This is a genomic window from Paenibacillus bouchesdurhonensis, assembly GCF_900155685.1.
GTDB lineage: Bacteria > Bacillota > Bacilli > Paenibacillales > Paenibacillaceae > Fontibacillus > Fontibacillus bouchesdurhonensis.
Genome location: NZ_LT732547.1, coordinates 448,995 through 469,150 on the forward strand (window position 1 = coordinate 448,995; position 20,156 = coordinate 469,150).

A 20,156-nucleotide genomic window follows, 5' to 3' on the forward strand; every position below is an offset into this window, starting at 1 on the left:
AGGAGGGATGGTCATGAACGAAAAGCTGTCTATCGCTGGGGTATGCAACCTAACGCCGATGCAAGAGGGAATGCTCTTCCATTCCTATTTGAATCCAGAGTCCGCGGCTTATTTCGAACAGTTTGCCTGCACCGTCACGGGGCAGCTGGATGTCGGGCTGCTGGAGAAAAGTTTTAATGCTCTGATCGACAAGTACGATGTGCTGAGGCTGAACTTCCTTCACGAAAATATGAAAAATCCGAAGCAAATAATATTCAAGAAGCGAAGCATGTCCGTTTTTTATGAAGATATATCCCAAATGGATAAGGCTGAGCAGGAGCAGTATATACAACGCTTTATCCAGGCCGATCAGAAGAAGGGCTTCGACTTGGCGAAGGATATGCTGCTGCGGGTGTCAGTGCTGCGTACGGATCAGCAAATCGATCTGCACACGGATCAGCCTACGGGTCAACGTAAGGATCAGCGCATGGAGCATCATCGCTATAAGCTGATTTGGAGCTATCATCATATCATTATGGACGGCTGGTGCTTGAAAACGATCGTGCAGGAACTGTTCGAAGTATATAAAGCGCTGAGCCAGGGCGTGTCCCTGGAACTGGACGAGGCTCCTCCCTTCGCCAGCTACATCCAATGGCTGGATCGCCAGGATCGGGAAGAAGCCCATCGCTATTGGGCCGATTATTTGCAAGGCTATGATTCAGCGATTGAGCTGCCTTCCTTCGGAATAAGACGCCAGGACGGCAAAGAATATCCCGACCAAGGCGTGATGCGCCATAAGGCGAACGATCAAGTTGATCGCAGCTATAAAATAAGCGAGGAGACGGCTCAGCGGCTGGAGCAGGTGGCCAAAGCCCATCAAGTGACGCTGAATACGGTGCTCCAGTCGGCTTGGGCGCTGCTGTTAGGCCGTTACAACGGAACCGAGGATGTAGTCTTCGGTTCCGTCACCTCCGGTCGGCCAGCCGAGGTGGAAGGGGTCGAGCAAATGATCGGGCTGTTCATCAACACTGTCCCGATCCGGATTGCCTTCCATGGTGATCAAACCTTCTCTGCTCTCATTCAACAAGTTCAACTTACCTCCTTAGAAACGCAAAACTATGATTTTTATCCACTTGCGGAAATTCAGTCCCTATCAACGAAGAAACAGCACCTAATCGATCATATTTACGCCTTTCAGAATTATCCGGTGAGTGCTGACCCGCTGGACGAATCAAAAGCGGAGGAGCCTTTCGCCATTAGCGAGCTTGAGGATTTCGAACAGACGCATTATGATTTCAATCTTATTTTGATGCCGAACGAAGGTCTTGAGGTCAAATTCAAATATAATACGGCACGCTATGAGCAGGCGGCGATGGATCGCTTGTTCCAGCATTATGAGCAAGTGCTGAATACGGTCAGCCAGAATGCAAATATACTTCTGCGAGATATTTCAGTAATTACGAGCGAGGAACGAGAGCTAATTTTGCACAGGTTCAATGACACGGCAGGCGAGTATCCGCGGAACCAAACCATCGTGCAATTATTTGAACGTCAGGTCGAGCAAGGCCCCGGAAAGCTTGCTATCGTTCATAACGGTGAAAGTTTGACGTATGAGGAATTGAATGAAAGAGCCGATCAGCTTGCAGTCAGACTCAGAAGCAGAGGAGTCGGCCCCGATCAGATCGTCGGCCTAATTGGGGAGCGTTCTGCGGATACGGTGATCGGCATGCTGGGTATTTTGAAGGCAGGAGGCGCTTATTTGCCCATCGACCCCGAATATCCGAATGACCGTATTGAATATATGCTTCTGGATAGTCAGGCGAAATGGATCGTTACTCCGCGGTGCTATGCGGAAGACCTTGCGAGTGAAGCTGAGATGATCATCCTCGATGAGAACGAGCCGGCAGGAGGGCTCTCCTCCATTCAGGCGGCCGAGCAGCTTCATGAGCTGCCGCTCCAAGCAGAGGGGAGCCCTGTGAAGCCTGCAAATTTGGCCTATGTCATGTATACGTCAGGTTCAACGGGGCGGCCTAAAGGAGTTATGATCGAGCATCAAAATGTAGTTCGCCTTGTCCAGAATACGAACTACGTTCCGTTCCGGCCGGGGGATCGCATTCTGCAGACGGGGGCACCTGTGTTCGATGCTTGCACGTTTGAAATATGGGGTGCGCTGCTAAACGGGCTGGAGCTGTATATCATCGATAAGGCAGCGATATTGGAGCCGGAGAAGCTGGGACAAGCGCTTCGCGAATACAGCATCACGACGATGTGGCTCACCTCCCCGCTGTTTAATCAGCTGGCCCAGCAGCAGCCGGAGTTGTTCCAGCCTCTACGTCATCTAATCGTCGGCGGAGATGCCCTCTCGCCCAAGCATATTCAGCGGGTCGCGGAGCAGTGTGAGGGAACGACGCTGATCAATGGGTATGGGCCGACCGAGAATACGACCTTCTCCTGCTGCTATACGATTAGTTCGCAGGAGGAGAAGAGCATCCCGATCGGCGGGCCGATTGCTCATTCTACAGCTTATGTTGTCGACTTATACGGGCACTTATGTCCTGTCGGTGTGCCGGGTGAGCTATGGGTTGGGGGCGACGGTGTGGCCCGGGGCTACATCAATAACGAGGCGCTGACTTCAGAGAAATTCATGGCCAGCCCCTTTGCTGAAGGAGAGCGCATTTACCGTACGGGAGATGCCGCAAGCTGGCTCCCGAACGGCACGATTGAGTTCATCGGTCGGCTGGATCATCAGGTGAAGATCAGAGGATTCCGTATTGAAATCGGGGAGATTGAGAGCCGGATCCAGCTGCACAAGTCTGTGAAGGAGGCCATCGTCACGGTATGGGACAAGGGCGAAGGCAGCAAGGCCTTATGTGCTTATCTCGTCTGCGAGGGCGAACTGAGTGCAGCGGAAATCAGGAAATACTTGTCGGGCTATCTTCCCGACTACATGATTCCCTCCCATTGGGTATTCATGGATCAGCTGCCGCTAACGGCAAACGGCAAGGTTGATCGCCAGGCTCTGCCTGAGCCGGAGGAGAGCGCTGCTTATGAAGGGATCTATGCTGCGCCGCGCAATGAGGTTGAGCAGAAGCTTGCTGACATTTGGACGGATATTCTAGGTGTTCCGGCTGCTGGCGTGAATGATCATTTCTTTGAGCTGGGCGGCCACTCTTTGACGGCTTTGAAGCTGGTCTCGGAAGTGAAGAAGCAATTTCAGATCCAGCTGCCGCTGGCGGATGTGTTCCAAACACCCGTTCTTGCAGACATGGCGGCCCGTATTGGCGGGAATGCCGAAGGGGATGCTGCCGCTCTAGCCATCGAGCCTGCCCCGGCGGCTGAATATTATCCGGTGTCCTCGGCGCAAAAGCGGTTGTTTATTTTGAATGGCATGACAGGCATGGATACTGCATACAACATGCCGTTCGTGATGCAAATCGAGGGCAGGCTTGATGTGGAGCGGCTGGAACAGGCATTTCAAGCGTTGATCGCGCGTCATGAGCCCTTGCGGACTTCCTTCGGCCTCCTTCGGGGCGAGCCGATTCAGCGAATCCATGAGAGCGTCGACTTTGCCATTGAGCAGTTGGACGTTTATCCTGACCGGAATATAGAGGATATCGCCGAAAGCTTCGTCACGCCTTTCGATCTTGGCCAGGCTCCGTTGCTGCGGGCCGTTCTCGCTAAACGCCAGGAGGAGCAATATGTGCTGGTCATCGATATTCATCATATTGTCGCCGATGGCTTCTCCATCGGCGTCATCGTGAAGGAATTCAGCGAGCTATACAACGGTCGAGGCTTGGAGTATTTGGGTGCCCAGCGCATTCAATATAAAGATTTTGCGGTCTGGCAAAATAAACAGCTCGGCTCGGGGGGCTTGCAGCGGCATGAGCGCTACTGGCTAGAGCAGTTCGCCGAGGAGCCTCCTGTACTGAATATGCTGACCGACTACCCGCGTCCGCAAATTCAAAGCTTCGAGGGAGCGACAGCCTCCGTGGAAATCGACCAAGAACTGTCGTCTCAGCTGAAGCAGCTCGCCAATGAAACGGGATCTACCTTATATATGGTTTTGCTTGCTGCCTATAGCGTGCTGTTGTCCAAGTATTCGGCTCAGGAGGACATCGTGATCGGTTCTCCGACAGCGGGCAGAACCCATGCAGACGTGCTTCATACGGTCGGCATGTTCGTCAATACGCTGGCTTTACGCCTGAAGCCGGAAGCGCAGAAGACGTTCGGGGATTTCCTGAATGAGGTGAAGCAAACGGCGCTGCAGGCTTTCGAGCATCAGGACTATCAATACGAGGATCTCATCGAACAGCTCGGCTTACGGCGGGACATGAGCCGAAATCCGCTGTTTGATACGGTATTTACCTTGCAGAACATCGATATTCAAGAGGCTGATTTAAGCGGACTGAACGTGCAATCCTGCTCTTGGGATGGCCGGATGTCCAAGTTCGATTTGACCTTGACGGTGGTCGAGCGGGAGCAAGGGATGTTCATCGATGCCGAGTATGCAGTCAAATTGTTTAAGGCAGCTACGATTGAGCGGCTGCTGAAGCATTTTGTCCAGGTGCTGCGGGCTATTGCCGCTAGCAAAGAGATGAAGCTCGCAGATATAGAGTTGTTGTCGCTAGAGGAACGGCAGCACGTGCTGGTTGATTTTAATGGTTTCCGTGCCGACTTCGCGCGCAACCGGACGGTATATGAACTGTTTGCTGAACAGGTCGAGCGGACACCGGAGCGCATCGCTATCGTATTCAAGGAGCAGCGATTAACTTATAGGGAACTGGACGAGCTGGTGAGCCGACTTGCCCCAATGCTTCGTGTTCATGGCGTCAAGCCCGGCGAGGTTGCAGCGATCATGGCTGAGCACTCAATCGAAATGATCGTTGCCGTGCTGGCAGTGCTGAAGGCTGGAGGCGCCTATCTTCCGATCGACCATGAATATCCGGCTGACCGCATCGCTTATATTTTGGAGGATAGCAATGCGGGTCTGCTCTTGACGAAGAGCCGGCTGCTGCAAGCGAAAGAGATGCTTGCTCCTGATATGAAGGTTCATATGGCCGGAAGGAATATTCAAGCGATTGATCTGGAGGATGCGCTTGCTTTGTCCATGGAAGCGGAGCCGCTGCCTTCGTCAATATCGTCAACAACATCGGCGGAATCAACGTCAACACCATTCCCATCGGCATCAACATCAACAACGCCAACATCAACGTCGGCCTCATCACAATCATCTTCAACGCCGCCGCTGTCATCCGCGGATGCCTCGCCATCCGACCTGGCCTATATCATCTACACCTCCGGTTCGACGGGGAAGCCGAAGGGCGTTATGATCGAGCATCGTTCCTTGTTGAATATGACCGGTTGGTACCAAACGTACTACAAGCTGACGGCCGCAGACAAATGTACGAAATATGCCGGGTTTGGCTTCGATGCTTCGGTGTGGGAGACTTTCCCGGCCCTTCTGTCGGGCAGTGAACTGCACATCATTCCGGAAGAAATTCGTTACGATGTACGATTATTAGCGGAATATTACAACAACAGCCGTATTTCAATCAGCTTCTTGCCGACAGCGGTTTGCGAGCAGTTCATCCAGCTCGACAACGACTCGCTGCGCATGCTGATTACGGGGGGAGATAAGCTCAGAGTGTATCGTCCGACGCCTTATGAGCTTGTCAATAACTATGGGCCGACGGAGAACACGATCGTAACGTCGGCATTCGTGGTCAAGGGAGAGTACGACAATATTCCGATCGGCAAGCCGATCGACAATGTTCGGGTTTATATACTGGATGCCAATGACAAGCTGCTCCCGGTCGGGGTGCCTGGCGAACTGTGCGTTGCCGGCGCCAGCTTGGCTCGGGGCTATATGAACCGGCCTGATTTGACGGCGGAGAAGTTTACGAGTGACCCCTTCTATCCCGGCGAAAGAATGTACCGAACCGGAGATTTAGCCAGATGGCTGCCGGAAGGGGATCTGGAGTATTTAGGCCGGATGGATGAACAGGTTAAAATCCGCGGTTACCGCATTGAGTTGGGCGAGGTAGAGAATGTCCTCTTGAAGCAGGCGGGGATCAAGGAGGCTGTTGTCCTGGCTATAGAGAACTTGCGGAAAGAGACGGAGTTATGCGCATATATCGCCGCTTCTCGGGAATGGCCGGTACGGGAGCTGAGAGAGCGTCTAGCCCGGGAATTGCCGGAATACATGATTCCAGTCCATTATGTATTCCTCGATGAATTGCCATTAACCGCAAACGGAAAAGTGAACCGCCATGCGCTGCCGCAGCCCGACTTCAATTCCGCCGCAGCGGATATCGATGTTCCGCCGCGCAATAAAACGGAGCAAAGGCTTGCTGAAATCTGGTCTGACGTGCTCGGCGTGACACAGGTCGGAGCGCATAGCCATTTCTTTGAGCTTGGCGGGCACTCCTTGAAGGCAGCGGCTCTGATAGCAGGCATTAAAGAAGCTTTTCATGTTGATTTGCCATTAAGCGGCGTTTTCTCCCAGCCCATTCTGGAGCAGATGGCCGCGGGCATTGATGCGCTGGAGCGGCAGGGTTACGAGGAGATTGAACGCACTCCGGAACAGGAGGCTTACCCGGTATCATCTGCACAAAAGCGTCTGCTGATTTTGAACGAGCTGGAGGGTGCCGGAACAACGTACAATATGCCTTTCGTGTTGCAGTTGTCTGGAAATCTGGATCGCATCAAGCTGCAAAAGGCATTCGACACCTTAATTCGCAGGTATGAGGCGTTCAGAACCTCTTTCCAGCTTAGAGAGGGCGAACTTGTGCAAATCGTGCATCCGGAAGTCGCATTTGCGATCCGGGAGACGGCCATTGCGGATGAGCCTGCTCGAATCAAGGAAACCATCCGGCAATTTGTTCAGCCTTTCAACCTGCAGCAGGCGCCGTTAATTCGCGCGGGGCTGGCAAGCCTCGGTGCGGACAAGCATATCCTGATGATCGACATGCACCATATCGTCTCGGATGGAGAATCTGTACGCCTGCTGGTCGAGGAGCTAAGCCTGTTGTACAGCGGCAAGGAGCGGGACGATATGGCATCGCGGGTAGAGTATAAGGATTATGCGGTATGGCAAAGCAAAATGCTTCAGTCGGAAGCCTATGGCCGGCAGGAGCAATACTGGCTGAAGCGCTTCGCGGGAGAATTGCCGGTGCTGACGCTTCCTACCGATTATGCGCGTCCGCAATTGCAGAGCTTCGAGGGGGACAGCGTGACGGTTAGGATCGATAGCGACTTAAGCTCTCGCATACTTGGAGCGGCTGCGCGGACAGGGACTACCTTGTATATGTTCCTGCTTGCCGCGTACAACATCCTCTTATCCAAATATGCGAACCAGGAGGATATTATCGTTGGCACGCCGACTGCGGGCAGATCGCGGAAGGAGCTGGAGGGCATCATAGGGATGTTTGTTAACACCCTCGCAATCCGTACTCAGCCTGAAGGGCATAAACATTTTGGGGATTTCCTGAAGGAAGTGAAGGAGCATTCACTGCAGGCGTTTGAGAATCAACAGATCCAGTACGAGGATCTGCTGGAGAAGCTGGAGGTCGCGCGGGATGTAAGCCGTAATCCGCTGTTTGACACGATGTTCGCTGTGGATAATGTCGGGGTAGAGGAGATCCGACTGGAAGGTCTGCACATGGCGCCCTATCCGTTCGATAATAGGACATCCAAATTCGATTTGATGGTTACGGCGGCAGAAGAGGGGGTAGAGATCCGTTTGGATGTCGAATATGCCGTCAAGCTCTTCCGTAAAGACACGATTCAGCGCTTGATTGCGCACTATGTTCAAATTTTGCGGGCTGTTACGGCAGACATGGAAATTAGATTGTGCGACATCGGTCTGCTCCTGGAGGAGGAGCGGCGGCAAATTCTCGCAGACTTCAATGATACGGCAACCTACTATCCGCGCCAAACGATCCATGAGCTGTTCGAGGAGCAGGCTGAACAGCAGGCAGATCGTATCGCGGTTGTCTGCGGCGATACCGAGCTGACTTACCGCGAGCTTAACGCCAAGGCCAACCAGCTTGCCGCAATTTTGCGGAACAAAGGAGTTGGTCCAGACCGAATTGTGGCGATCATCGGGGATCGGACATTGGAAATGATCATCGGCATGCTGGCGATTCTGAAGGCGGGAGGCGCTTATCTTCCGATCGATCCGGATTATCCGATGGATCGGGTCGAATATTTTCTTAAGAATAGCGAGGCCCAAGTGCTGCTTGCCCGAAGCTGCTATGCAGACAAAGCGATCGATGGCGTAGAAGCCGTCGTGCTGGATTACGAGCAGCTGAACGATCTTGCTGCGCCTAATCTCCGGCACGAGACTAACCCTGGTCATCTCGCTTATGTCATGTATACCTCAGGATCCACGGGGCTGCCAAAGGGGGTTATGGTCGAGCATCTTGGTGTCGCCCGGCTGGTCAGGAATACGAATTATGTACGCTTCACGAAAGAGGATCGCGTGCTGCAGACAGCGGCTCCCGTATTCGATGTCAGCGTATTTGATATTTGGGGAGCGCTGCTGAATGGAGCGCGGCTGTATTTGGTTGATAAATTTACTCTGCTTGATCCGATCCGGGTTGAATCCGTACTTCAGAAGCATCACATCACGACGCTATGGCTCACTTCGCCGCTATTTACCCAATTCGCCCAGCAAAAACCGGAAATGTTCCGTACGGTAAGCTACTTGATCGTCGGCGGCGATATTCTCTCTCCGAAGCATATCCAGCTTGTGAGGGAGCATTGCGAGCAATTGACTGTTGTGAACGGGTACGGGCCGACGGAGAACACTTCGTTCTCCTGCTGCTTCATCATCGAAGAGGCCTATGAGAAAAGCGTGCCGATTGGGCCGCCGATCAGCAATTCTACGGCATACATCGTCGACAAATACGGGAGCCTGAATCCAATCGGCGTGCCTGGAGAGCTCTGGGTCGGCGGGGACGGTGTGGCCCGCGGATATATGAACAATGAAGAGCTGACTAGGCAGAAATTCATTCCGAATCCTTTTGTCCCAGGGGATCGGGTATATCGGACTGGGGATGCGGCAAGATGGCTTCCTGACGGTTCTATCGAGTTTATTGGCAGAATGGACAATCAGGTTAAGATCAGAGGGTTTCGAGTTGAAATTGGCGAGATCGAAAGTGTTCTTCTTAGCCATCCGGCGGTCAAGGAAGTCGTCATTCTCGTTAAGGACTATGAAGAAACGAACAAATTCCTCTGTGCTTATGTAGTAGCTGACGAGGAACTGACTGTCCTGTCCGTTAAGGAATATATGGCCGAGCAGCTGCCCGACTATATGATCCCGTCCGCATTCGTATTCATGGAGCAGCTTCCGCTGAACGTTAATGGCAAGGTCGACCGCAAAGCGCTCCCAGAACCGGAATACCGGGGTGACGATGTGGAATACACCGCACCAAGAGATGAGCATGAGCAGGTGGTTGTTCAGGTTTGGTCGGAAATTCTGGGCATCGAGCGGATCAGTGTCCATGATAATTTCTTTGCGCTTGGAGGCCATTCGTTAAAGGCCATGCAAATGGTATCGAAGCTGGCGGAGTGCGGATGGAACATCAGCATCAATCAGGTATTCGCCCATCAGACTCCCGCCGAATTGGCGGCTTATGCCCAGCGGGCGACCCCTGCCGAGAAACAGCGGATCACGGATATTCAGAAGGCGGAGCAGTGGCTTAGCGGCCGCCTGCAGCGTTCATGCGAATGGAAGACCTACTTCGTCGAGGACGAGGAATATTATGTCGTTCATATACTCGGCCTGGATGAAGCGTTGAAGCAGGAAGCTGAGACCTTGATCGCCGAGCATTTGGATGAGCGTCTACATCCGCATTACTTGACAGACGCCGGGAATCAGAATGGCGATGCAATACATTTGAGCTTGGATCGGGAGGAGCTGAATGCACGGCTCCAATTAAGGCAGATAGAAGCCGCTGCCTGGGTGGATGGCATGCTTGAGCCGATCGCGCGCATGCAGGAGCTCTATGCACAGGGAATCACGGGCGGACAGATTGTAAAGGAATACGGAATATCCCCTTCGCAAATGTATCATTTCAAGCATAAAGACGTGTCGGGAACAATGGTGAAATGGAAGCAAGCGATTCAACCGGAGCTGCTGCGCCAGGTGCTCCAGCAGATTGTATCCCGAGAAGAAGTGATGCGCAGCGTACTGGTTCAAGGAAATGGAGAGGAGGGGTACTGGCGGCTGCATGAATGCTCGGAACAGCTAGCCCTGCCGATCATCGATATTTCCCAATTCGAGCAAGGCACGCAGAGGGAGATATTGAAGTCGCTCATGAACAAATTTTTTATTAAGCCGTATTCAGACGTGGATCCGCTCATGTACCGCGTGCTGCTGGTCAAGCAGAGTGTGAAGGAATATTTGCTGCTGCTTCCGTTCTCGCACACCATTTTCGATTACATGAGCAATGAAGTCCTCCGCAGCCAAGTGGTTGAAGGCTACGAGCTTCTCCGCCAAGGAAAGGCAGCCGAGCCGAAACAGAGCGCGACGTTTACGGACTTCATAGCGCAAATCAGCCGAGGCCCGGAAGGGATTTCGGCCAAGCAAATTCATGAGCTCTATGACCTTCGGAGCTTCGGGGCGGCGTCGAGACAGATTGCTGCGGCAATGCAGACGCGAGGCGGCGACCCAGCTATAATGACGGTCGTCAACCATAGCATTAATCTTGACCTGCAAGCGGATGGGCAGAAGGATGCAGAGAGCAAGTGGAAGCTGGCCGTGGGCATCTTTGTCGAATTTTTCAGCGCATATCTGGGGATGGAGCAGATTCCGATGTGGATGACCCATTTTGGAAGACAGTATGGGGAGGCGGCTTATTTCAACATCGTCGGCGAATGCATCGACTACATTCCTATGCTGCTGGATCGGAACCAGGATATGGATATGCAGTGTAAATTGATCAGCAAGAAGCTGCAATCTGCCTCCGACTACAACCTTCATTTTGCGAATCTGCTGTATAACGATTCGATGGATTCGGCTTTTATGGAAGCGAGAAGTGCTTTGCTTGCCGCCTTTGAGGAAATGCCAGTCAACTTCAATTATCTTGGCGAGCTGAGTGAAGAAGCAGACTTAGATTACTTGGATGCAGAAGGTGTGAATTGCGATGATTCGAACCGGATTCTCTATATGACCTGGCATCAGGGCAACCATATTCACATTACGCTGGCGCTCCCTGCAAAGGAGAATAGCGAATCCATCCGGAGCCTGCTGGATAAAGCAGCCGAGGAACAGATCAAGGGGAATACTTCTGCACGACTGAAAGGTGTAAACATATGAGAGACTCAAGAAACATCGCGATCTTCAGTTTAAGTCGTTTAATTACGGAGCTGGGAACGTCCATTTTCCGCTTTGCGCTCAGTCTGTATATTTTGGATCTCACCGGTTCAGCGAGCATGTTCGCCCTCGTATTAAGTTTTACTTACATTCCGGGCATCTTCGTGAATATTTTCGCCGGAGTGTTCGTGGATCGCAGCAATAAGAAGCGGATTATGGTTATTACCGACTTCCTTAGCGGCACATCGATTTTACTGTTAATGCTTATGTTTCAATTTTTCCATGACAGCATCTTGCTCTTTATTGTGTATGCGATGGTGATGAGCACGCTCCAGGCCTTCTTTACGCTGACGATTAATTCGTCTGTGCCCAACATCGTTGCTCCTGAACGGGTAGCTACGGTGAATTCCAGCAACCAGAGCATAGGGGCTCTGATCAGTATTTTGGGTCCCGTGCTTGGGGCTGTTGCCTACAGTAAATTCGGCCTGGAGAAAATCTTCCTGATTGAAGGGATCGCGTTCATCCTTTCCGGTTTTCTTAATATGGCGCTGAAGTTCTCATCCCGCAAGGAGCAAATGGGGGAAATCAAGCCGTATGTGGAAAGTTTGAAGGAGGTGTACCAGTACATCAGGCAGCGTGCTGCGATCAAATATTTGCTATCGATATTCGTCGTAGTCAATTTTGTCATCGCTCCAGCGGTTTCGCTGATTCTGCCCTTTATTGTTTATCAAGCGCTGGATATGACGCCTCAGCAGCTGTCGTTCATTGAAGCCGCGTTAGCGGTAGGCGTGATTATTGGAGCTATTGTTGTTTCGGTACCCAAGATTAATCGTTTTATCACTAACAAGATTTTTATTCTAATTCAATTGCAGGGATTCGTCATCGCCATGTGGATGTTTCCGAAATGGCCGATCTTTGATATGAGTGCAAAGATTACGCTTATGGTCGGCTTTATGATCGTCTTGGCGCTGACGGGTGCACTAAATACGATGGGCAATATTCCTATGCTCTCGTATGTGCAAATCTATATTCCCGAGCGAATCAGAGCCAGTATTCTTGGAGTGGTAAACACGGTGACAACCATTGCAGTGCCTGTTGGCATGTGGGTATACGGTGCTGCACTGGAGGGGATGGATTGGTCTTATATCACCGTAGTTTCTGGAGCAGGTCTATTCGCTGTTGGTTTTATAGCCTACCGCAACCGCGAGCTTAGAGAGTTCTTCACCCAGGATGCCGAGCCGGAGCCGGTGAGAGCAGTGAAAGTGCATGAAGCCTGACATGGATGATGAGAAAACGATAATCGATGAGGAGGATGAATGAAAGATGAAGACGTTCGAAATGCTGGAGTCCAATGTTAGGTCGTATTGCAGAAGTTTCCCGGTCATATTCGATAAAGCGAAGGGCGAACAGTTATATGCCGACACCGGAGAAGCCTATATCGATTTTTTTGCAGGCGCCGGGGCGCTCAACTACGGGCATAACAATGAATTTATGAAGTCAAAAATCATGGAATATGTGTCTCAAGATCGGATTATGCACGGGCTCGATATGTATACAAAGGCGAAGGAGGATTTTATCGCTTCTTTCTCGGAGCATATTCTGAAGCCTCAGTCCTTGGACTATAAGCTGCAATTTTGCGGCCCAACGGGTACGAATGCGGTGGAAGCGGCATTGAAGCTGGCCCGGAAGGTCAAGGGCAGAACGAGCGTCTTTGCCTTTATGGGCGGATTTCATGGGATGTCCCTGGGAAGTCTGTCGATCACGAGCAGCAATTCGATGCGCGAAAGCGCGGGAATGCCGCTGAACAACGTGACTTTCATTCCTTATGGGCAGTCGTTCGAGGGAATGGATACGATCCGTTACATGGAGCATATTCTGTCCGATACACACTCTGGGGTCGGCAAGCCGGCAGCGATCATATTGGAGACCGTGCAAGCGGAGGGCGGAATTAATGTAGCCGAGATCGAGTGGCTGCAAAGCCTGCGCCAGTTGTGCGACGAGCACGATATTCTGCTGATCATCGATGATATCCAGGTAGGCTGCGGCAGAACGGGGCCGTTCTTCTCATTCGAGCGTGCGGGGATCGTGCCGGACATCGTCATTTTATCCAAATCGATCAGCGGCTACGGCCTGCCGATGTCCTTGCTTTTGATCAAGCCGGAACTGGACATCTGGAGTCCAGGCGAGCATAATGGAACGTTCCGGGGGAATCAGCTTGCCTTCGTTACCGCCAAGGCGGCATTGGAATTCAGGATGGCGGAGAGACTGGGCGAGCAGGTGCGGGAAAAGGAAGCCTTTATCAAGCAGTATCTACAAAATGAGATCGCACCTTTAGATGCTGACCTGAAGTTCCGGGGCATCGGCATGATTTGGGGCATTGATGTTTCTCATCTGGGCGAGGAAATCGCTAGAGAAATCACGGCCAATTGCTTTAAGAACGGCCTTATTCTAGAGCGGGCCGGTCGAAATGATACGGTGATCAAGATCATGCCTCCGCTAACGATCAGTGTAGAGAACTTGAAGCGAGGCTGCGATATTATTACTGAGAGCTTCAGCAAGGTCTGCCATACTTTTAGTCATTAATCGTTTAGGCCCTGAAATATAAGGGATGGACATATTCATTCGGGAAGTTGCCGCTTGTTACGGGCAATTTCCCTTTTTTTGTATTATTATTATAGCTTTCCAAATAAGAAAATTGATAAGAGGTATGTTATAATAAGCGATATTCTGAGGAGGTTAGCATGGGGATCGGCAATATATACCGTAAATATTTCAAGAATAATCTGTTTATGAAAATAATTTTTTTCTTTTCCATCGTTACGATTGTGACAATAATAACGTTCTCTTACCTGATGTTTCTATCCATGTCGGAAGCCGCCATACAGCGGCAGATGAATGTTCAGAAGCGAGCCGTTGAAAGCGTTAGCATCTATATCAGCCGCAAGTACGAATCCGTCCAGAACATGATTCGCGATGTTTACCGGGACAGCGAGCTCGCCAACAATACCTCTTTTTTTATGGAGCATCCCTATGAGGAGTATGTTCGTTTCAGATTGGATAAGTTCTATAACGATAGCGGGGCAACGACTGATGCCGTGCAATTTTTCCGCAATAAAATGGAGGATGATCCCGACATTCGCAGCTTGATGCTATATAGTGCGGATCAACAGCATTTATATGCCTACAATCAGCATAAGCAGTTCAAAATCATTTCCACCAACGCCGCTCGTTCATTCATACCTGATGCCATGTATTTGGAAGAAGAAGCCCAGGTCTCTATCCCGAACGTTTGGGTGCGGAAAACGATTAGTTTGCCGGACGACCCCATGTACTCGCTTCGCGTGCCGATAAACAACAAGCAATCGCTGCGCAATATCGGACAACTGCTCGTATTTTTTGACGGGGAGCGGATTTGGGATAGTCTAGCCAACTATCGGGAGGATCTTAAAGGAACGATTGTTGTGCTGTCCGCGGATGGCAATGTGCTGTTCGATTCGTCAAATACGTTTTATGGCCAGAAGTACCCTTATGCCGAGCAGCTTAACTCGATTTATGATACGGGTGTCATCGGCGGGGGCATGACTGTAACGAAGCTGACCCAGAGCCAGGGAGGCTTCACCGTTCTCAGTGCCGTTCCTAAAGAGGAAATCGCCGCCACCTATGAGGGCATCCGGAACTCAATCATTATGATCGCCTTGGTTTGTATAGTGGTGGCTATCGTCGTTCCCTCCTTGTTCATCGGCAATTTTGCCAAACGAACCTATAACATTATCCGTTTTATGAGAAAGGTGAAGAAGGGCGACCTGAAGGCGCGCATCGAAGATTCTCGGGAGGATGAGCTTGGCCAAATTTCCAAGAGCTTCAATGATATGCTTGACGAATTGAACCTGTATATCGACCGGGTACTTAAGGCGGAAATCAAACAGAAGCATACCGAGCTTGCTGCGCTGGAGGCCAGGGTGAATCCCCACTTCTTATACAACACGCTTGAGGTTATCCGCATGCGGGCCATATCGCAAGGAGCTGGCGATGTGGCGGAGATGATCTACAGCTTGTCGGTTCTTTTCAAAAGCTATGTTCAGCAAAAGACCAACTACACGCTGAAGGATGAGCTGGAGGCCTGCCAATTGTATCTTGAGCTGTTTCGCATCCGCTATAGGGATAAATTCGCTTATACGATCCATTGCGACAAGTCCTTCGAGAGAATCCCGATTTTTAAGATGTCCTTGCAGCCGATCATTGAAAATTACATTTTGCACGGCATGAGACTTGATCGAAATGACAATCATATAGAAATATTCGTCGAGTCCAGCGGTGACGATTGCATCGTTCGGGTCAAGGATAACGGAAAGGGCATACAACCGGAACGGTTGGAGCAAATCATCTTGGGGCTATCCCGTCCGCAGGAGAACGCGGAGTCCTTCGGGCTGCGCAGCATACATGAAAGATTGGAGCTGCTCTTTGGAGAGAGCTACGGCTTGGAAATAGAAAGCGAGGAAGGACGGGGCACGACACTGACCGTACGTTTTCCCCGGCAGGGAGAGGGGGTAATCTATCATGTTTAAAGTATTTATCGTGGACGACGAACCGTTCATTATCGAAGGTCTTTACGATATTCTGGACTGGGCCAAGCTGGGGATGGAAATTGTAGGTCATGCCGAGAACGGCGCACTCGCGCTTGAAGCGATGAAGGGAACGCCGGCCGATATTTTGATCACGGATATTTCGATGCCGGTGATGAACGGGCTGGAGCTGATTCGCCAGGTTCGGGCCTTTCATCCCGAGCTCAAGGTTATCGTCCTTAGCGGCTATAATGAATTCGATTATTTGAAGGAAGGCATGGCTTTGGGCATAGAGAATTATCTGCTTAAGCCCATTAATTTGGAGGAATTCCAGGGAACGTTACAAACAGTTGTACAGAAATTGAACGCGACACGATCAGAGCTGGTTTTTAATGAGCACAGCATGCGGATTTTGAAGGATAATGTGATGTATCGCTGGCTCCGCAATCAAATTAGCCCGAAGGAATTCCGAGAGCGGGCAGATCTTCTGGGCACCCGATTGGATAAGCCCTTTGTGCAGGTCGCCGTTATCCGCGTCGAGCATTCGTTCGCGGAGGTGTTCGACTCCATTACGAATCAATTGATTCAGGCGTCCGATGTCGTTCCTTTTCGCGATATGGACGGCGATATTGTATTGGTCTTTAACATCGATGACGCAGCATCAGGCAAGGAGTATGCGGAATGGGTCAGCGATAATTTACGCCTGCTTCTATCTTCCCACAACAAGCTCTATGTCTCGCTTGGCAGCGTAGAGAGGATCGAGGAGGGCTCCCAAAGCTACGACAATGCCAAGCGGGCTCAGGAATATTTTATGGTCAGGCAGGCTGACCGGATTTTACGCTACGAGGATTTGGTCAGCCGGCAGCAGGAGACCCGTCTAAAGGACGGGCCGATCGACTGGGATGAATACGAGAAAGAGGTGATGGCGAAGGATACGGAGGCGCTGTATGTCCGAATTGAGAGGGATTTCACCTATCTGCAGCAATTGAAGGGCATTACGCCGGATATGCTCCAGGAGATGGCGATGGAATGGCTGATCCGCTTCAAAATGCTGCTTCAGAAAATCACCCATACCGAAGAGCCGGAGCTGTATAAGGGCGGCCTCAGCCAAATTCGGAGGACGTCGACGGTAGCCGGGCTGATCGAAATGATCAAGGAAGCAGCGGCGATGACAGTGGGCTTGCTGGATCGCGATGTGAAAAGTCCGGTCGTGCAGCAGGTGCTCAATTATATTCATGACTCGTACAATCAGGATTTGTCGCTTAAGGTGCTCGGCTCGATGTACAATATTCATCCGGTGTACCTGGGACAACTATTCCATAAAGAAGTCGACGAGACATTTACGGAATACATTAACCGGTACCGGATCGAGAAAGCGAAGGAGCTGCTCCGGACGACGAACCTGAAGGTGCAGGAAATCGCACGGAATGTCGGTTACTGGGAGACGGGGTATTTTTATAAACAATTCAAAAAATATGTTGGCATATCGCCGACCGAATTCAAAGGGCTTATCTAGCGCAAGAGTCGCTGGAAAGCTCTTTTCTTTATTTTCGACCATGATTTATTTAATTTAGCTTCTATTTGAAAATGCTTTCATAAATTACAGTAAAGATAGTCCTTACAAGAAAGACAAGGCGAAAAGCCAGCCTGCGAACGGCAATCCGGTCATCCTCTAACGGGAGCCGAAGCTTGAATAATTCGGAAATCCGGAGGAACGATAGCGTTGTCATGCTTTATCATTCGACAGGCTACAACAAAGGGGAGGTTCACAAGTAATGGCTAAACAAAGAAAAAGATTTTCCCTGGTGCTTGCGTCTCTGATGGCGCTTACAATGGTGCTCAGTGCATGCGGAGGCGGCAAGGCTAATGACAGTGGGGCGGCTGCTGGCTCGGGGGGCGGCTCGGATAAGCCGGTTGAGCTAATCTGGTACACCATCGGCACACCGCAGAAAGATGTCGACAGAGTTATGGAGGAAGTCAATAAATACACAACAGAAAAAATCAATGCAACGGTCAAAATGAAAATGATCGACTTCGGCGACTATACGCAAAAAATGCAAGTCATGGCCGCATCCGGCGAGCCGATGGATATTTTATTCACTAGCTCATGGGCCTTCGATTACGTACAAAATGCGCGCAAAGGCGCATTTATGGAAATCGACGAGCTGCTGGAGACGCATGGAAAAGGCATCAAGGAAGTACTGAACCCTGCTTTCCTAGAAGGCTCCAAGGTCGACGGGCATAACTATGGGGTTCCTGCCAACAAGGAGTTGCCGGCTCAGGAGGTTTATCGTTTCAATCAAGAATTGCTTGATAAATACAATTTAGACATTTCGAGCGTTCGCTCACTTGAAAGCCTTGAGCCTCTGCTGAAGGTCATTAAGGAGAATGAAACGGGCATAACGCCATATGCCATCGTGAGTGACCATGTGCCGCTGATGCCGTTCGACTATGTGATTGAAAAAATGCCGATGGCGGTTTACATGGGTACGGAGGACTATAAAGTCGTGAACATCCTGGAAACCGAAGAAGTGAAGGAAACATTGAAGACGATGCGCAAGTTTTATCAGGCCGGCTACATTTCTCCAGAGGCAGCAACCACGACTTCAGTAGACGATTTGTATAAATCCGGAAAATGGTTCGCGGATCGTGCTGCTACACAACCGCTGGCTAACAACCTCTGGTCTGCAAGCTACGGTTACCCTGTAACCTCAACGCCGGCTGGCGATGCTTATGTATATAACTGGTCTGTCATGGGTTCGATGCAGGCGATTTCCGCGAACTCGAAATACCCTGAGAAAGCCATGGAATTCTTGAACCTGCTCAACACAGACCCTGTGCTTCGCAATATGATCGATTCCGGGATCGAAGGCGTTCACTATGAGAAAGTCGGCGACAACGTCATGAAAAACCTGGAGGAATCCAAGAACTATGACATGCCTACCTTCTCCTTGGGGAATATCCTGATTACCTACTTGAATGAGAACGATCCTGCCGACAAATGGGAGCAATTCAAGGAGTTCAACGCTTCGGGTGAAAACGCGCCGCTGCTGGGCTTCAACTTCGATGCGACGAATGTAGCCAGTGAAATTGCCGCCGTTCAGAACGTCAAGGACGAGTTTTGGGCATCTCTCATGACAGGTACGGTAGATCCGGAAGAGTATTTGCCGAAAGCAAACGAGAAATTCAAAGCCGCAGGTCTGGACAAGATTATGGCGGAGGCTCAGAAACAGATTGACGAGTGGAGAGCTGCGAACAACAAATAGGAACGAATCGAAGATCGGGCGGGTGAATGGCCCTCCTGGTCTTCTTTTTCAATAACCAACAGGAGGGGTAAGCGTGAGAAAAATCGGCAGCTTTTTTAAAGACATCGCGAAAAACAAAGTTATGCTGCTCATGGTTTTGCCGGGTGCATTATGGTTTCTCTTCTTCTCCTATCTGCCGATGCTGGGTACCGTCATTGCCTTTAAGCAGTACCGTTTCCATAGAGACGGCTTCTGGGCGAGTATCGTGAACAGTAAATGGGTCGGATGGGACAATTTCAAGTTTCTGTTCAGCACGAACGACGCTTACGTCATTACGCGCAACACGCTGCTGTATAATCTAGCATTTATTTTTATCGGTTTAATAATGTCCGTATTATTGGCCATTGTACTTTCCGAAATCGTAAACAAACGCTTAGCGAAAATATATCAAACCGGCATGTTTCTCCCGTATTTCTTGTCTTGGGTCATCGTCGGCTATTTTGCGTTCAGCTTCCTGAGCTCCGAGCGCGGGCTGCTGAATCAAGTATTCAAAGGTCTAGGCATGGATCCAATCCAATGGTATGCCGATCCGAAATATTGGCCGTTCATCATTATTTTGGTCTATCTGTGGAAGGCGGTCGGCTACAACAGCGTAGTCTATTTGGCGGCAATTATGGGGATCGACAGGTCGCTATATGAAGCAGCGATGATCGACGGTGCGAACAAATGGCAGCAAATTCGCCGCATCACGGTGCCGATGCTTGCTCCGATCATTACGATTATGACGCTGCTTGCGATCGGAAAAATATTCTATGCAGACTTCGGTCTCTTCTACCAGGTGCCGAGAAACTCCGGAAGCCTGTATGCTGTGACGAACGTCATCGATACGTATGTATACCGCGGTCTGAAGACGACTGGCGAAATCGGCATGAGTACCGCAGCAGGCCTGTATCAGTCAATTGTAGGCTTTACGCTCGTCATGACGTCAAACTACATCGTGCGCAAGTTCGATAAGGACAACGCATTGTTCTAGAAGGGAGTGAGAAGCAA

7 protein-coding genes are annotated in these 20,156 nt (G+C 50.7%); all 7 read left to right on the forward strand.

Annotated elements, in window-relative coordinates:
* Window positions 1–13 precede the first annotated feature (13 nt).
* On the forward strand, window positions 14–11,302 hold the full coding sequence (locus CZ379_RS01900; RefSeq protein ID WP_199925406.1) for a non-ribosomal peptide synthetase: 11,289 nt from the start codon (window positions 14–16) through the stop codon (window positions 11,300–11,302).
* Window positions 11,299–12,576 (forward strand): MFS transporter, encoded by a 1,278-nt coding sequence (locus tag CZ379_RS01905; RefSeq protein ID WP_110930055.1) that lies wholly within the window; start codon window positions 11,299–11,301, stop codon window positions 12,574–12,576. Before CZ379_RS01900 ends, CZ379_RS01905 begins: the two co-directional genes overlap by 4 nt.
* Before the next feature lie 46 nt (window positions 12,577–12,622).
* Window positions 12,623–13,882, forward strand: coding sequence for a diaminobutyrate--2-oxoglutarate transaminase (ectB, locus tag CZ379_RS01910; RefSeq protein WP_110930056.1), 1,260 nt, complete (start codon window positions 12,623–12,625; stop codon window positions 13,880–13,882).
* Window positions 13,883–14,040: 158 nt separating this feature from the next.
* Window positions 14,041–15,864 carry a sensor histidine kinase gene (locus CZ379_RS01915; RefSeq protein WP_110930057.1) on the forward strand — a complete coding sequence of 608 codons (1,824 nt, stop codon included), beginning with the start codon at window positions 14,041–14,043 and terminating at the stop codon, window positions 15,862–15,864.
* The gene (locus CZ379_RS01920; RefSeq protein ID WP_110930058.1) at window positions 15,857–17,377 is read left to right on the forward strand and encodes a response regulator transcription factor; all 1,521 of its coding nucleotides are present in this window, start codon (window positions 15,857–15,859) and stop codon (window positions 17,375–17,377) included. The genes CZ379_RS01915 and CZ379_RS01920 overlap by 8 nt, the downstream gene beginning before the upstream one ends.
* Window positions 17,378–17,636: 259 nt before the next feature.
* Window positions 17,637–19,127 (forward strand): ABC transporter substrate-binding protein, encoded by a 1,491-nt coding sequence (locus CZ379_RS01925; protein ID WP_110930059.1) that lies wholly within the window; start codon window positions 17,637–17,639, stop codon window positions 19,125–19,127.
* A gap of 121 nt (window positions 19,128–19,248) precedes the next feature.
* Window positions 19,249–20,139 (forward strand): ABC transporter permease, encoded by an 891-nt coding sequence (locus CZ379_RS01930; protein ID WP_407668595.1) that lies wholly within the window; start codon window positions 19,249–19,251, stop codon window positions 20,137–20,139.
* Window positions 20,140–20,156: the final 17 nt, after the last annotated feature.

What these genes read in the sequence shown, in the direction of transcription:
- CZ379_RS01915 (WP_110930057.1), top strand. Translation starts at nt 14,041, where the DNA reads ATGGGGATCGGCAATATATACCGTAAATATTTCAAGAATAATCTGTTT.
- CZ379_RS01930 (WP_407668595.1), top strand. Translation starts at nt 19,249, where the DNA reads ATGCTGCTCATGGTTTTGCCGGGTGCATTATGGTTTCTCTTCTTCTCC.
- CZ379_RS01900 (WP_199925406.1), top strand. Translation starts at nt 14, where the DNA reads ATGAACGAAAAGCTGTCTATCGCTGGGGTATGCAACCTAACGCCGATG.
- CZ379_RS01905 (WP_110930055.1), top strand. Translation starts at nt 11,299, where the DNA reads ATGAGAGACTCAAGAAACATCGCGATCTTCAGTTTAAGTCGTTTAATT.
- CZ379_RS01920 (WP_110930058.1), top strand. Translation starts at nt 15,857, where the DNA reads ATGTTTAAAGTATTTATCGTGGACGACGAACCGTTCATTATCGAAGGT.
- ectB (WP_110930056.1), top strand. Translation starts at nt 12,623, where the DNA reads ATGAAGACGTTCGAAATGCTGGAGTCCAATGTTAGGTCGTATTGCAGA.
- CZ379_RS01925 (WP_110930059.1), top strand. Translation starts at nt 17,637, where the DNA reads ATGGCTAAACAAAGAAAAAGATTTTCCCTGGTGCTTGCGTCTCTGATG.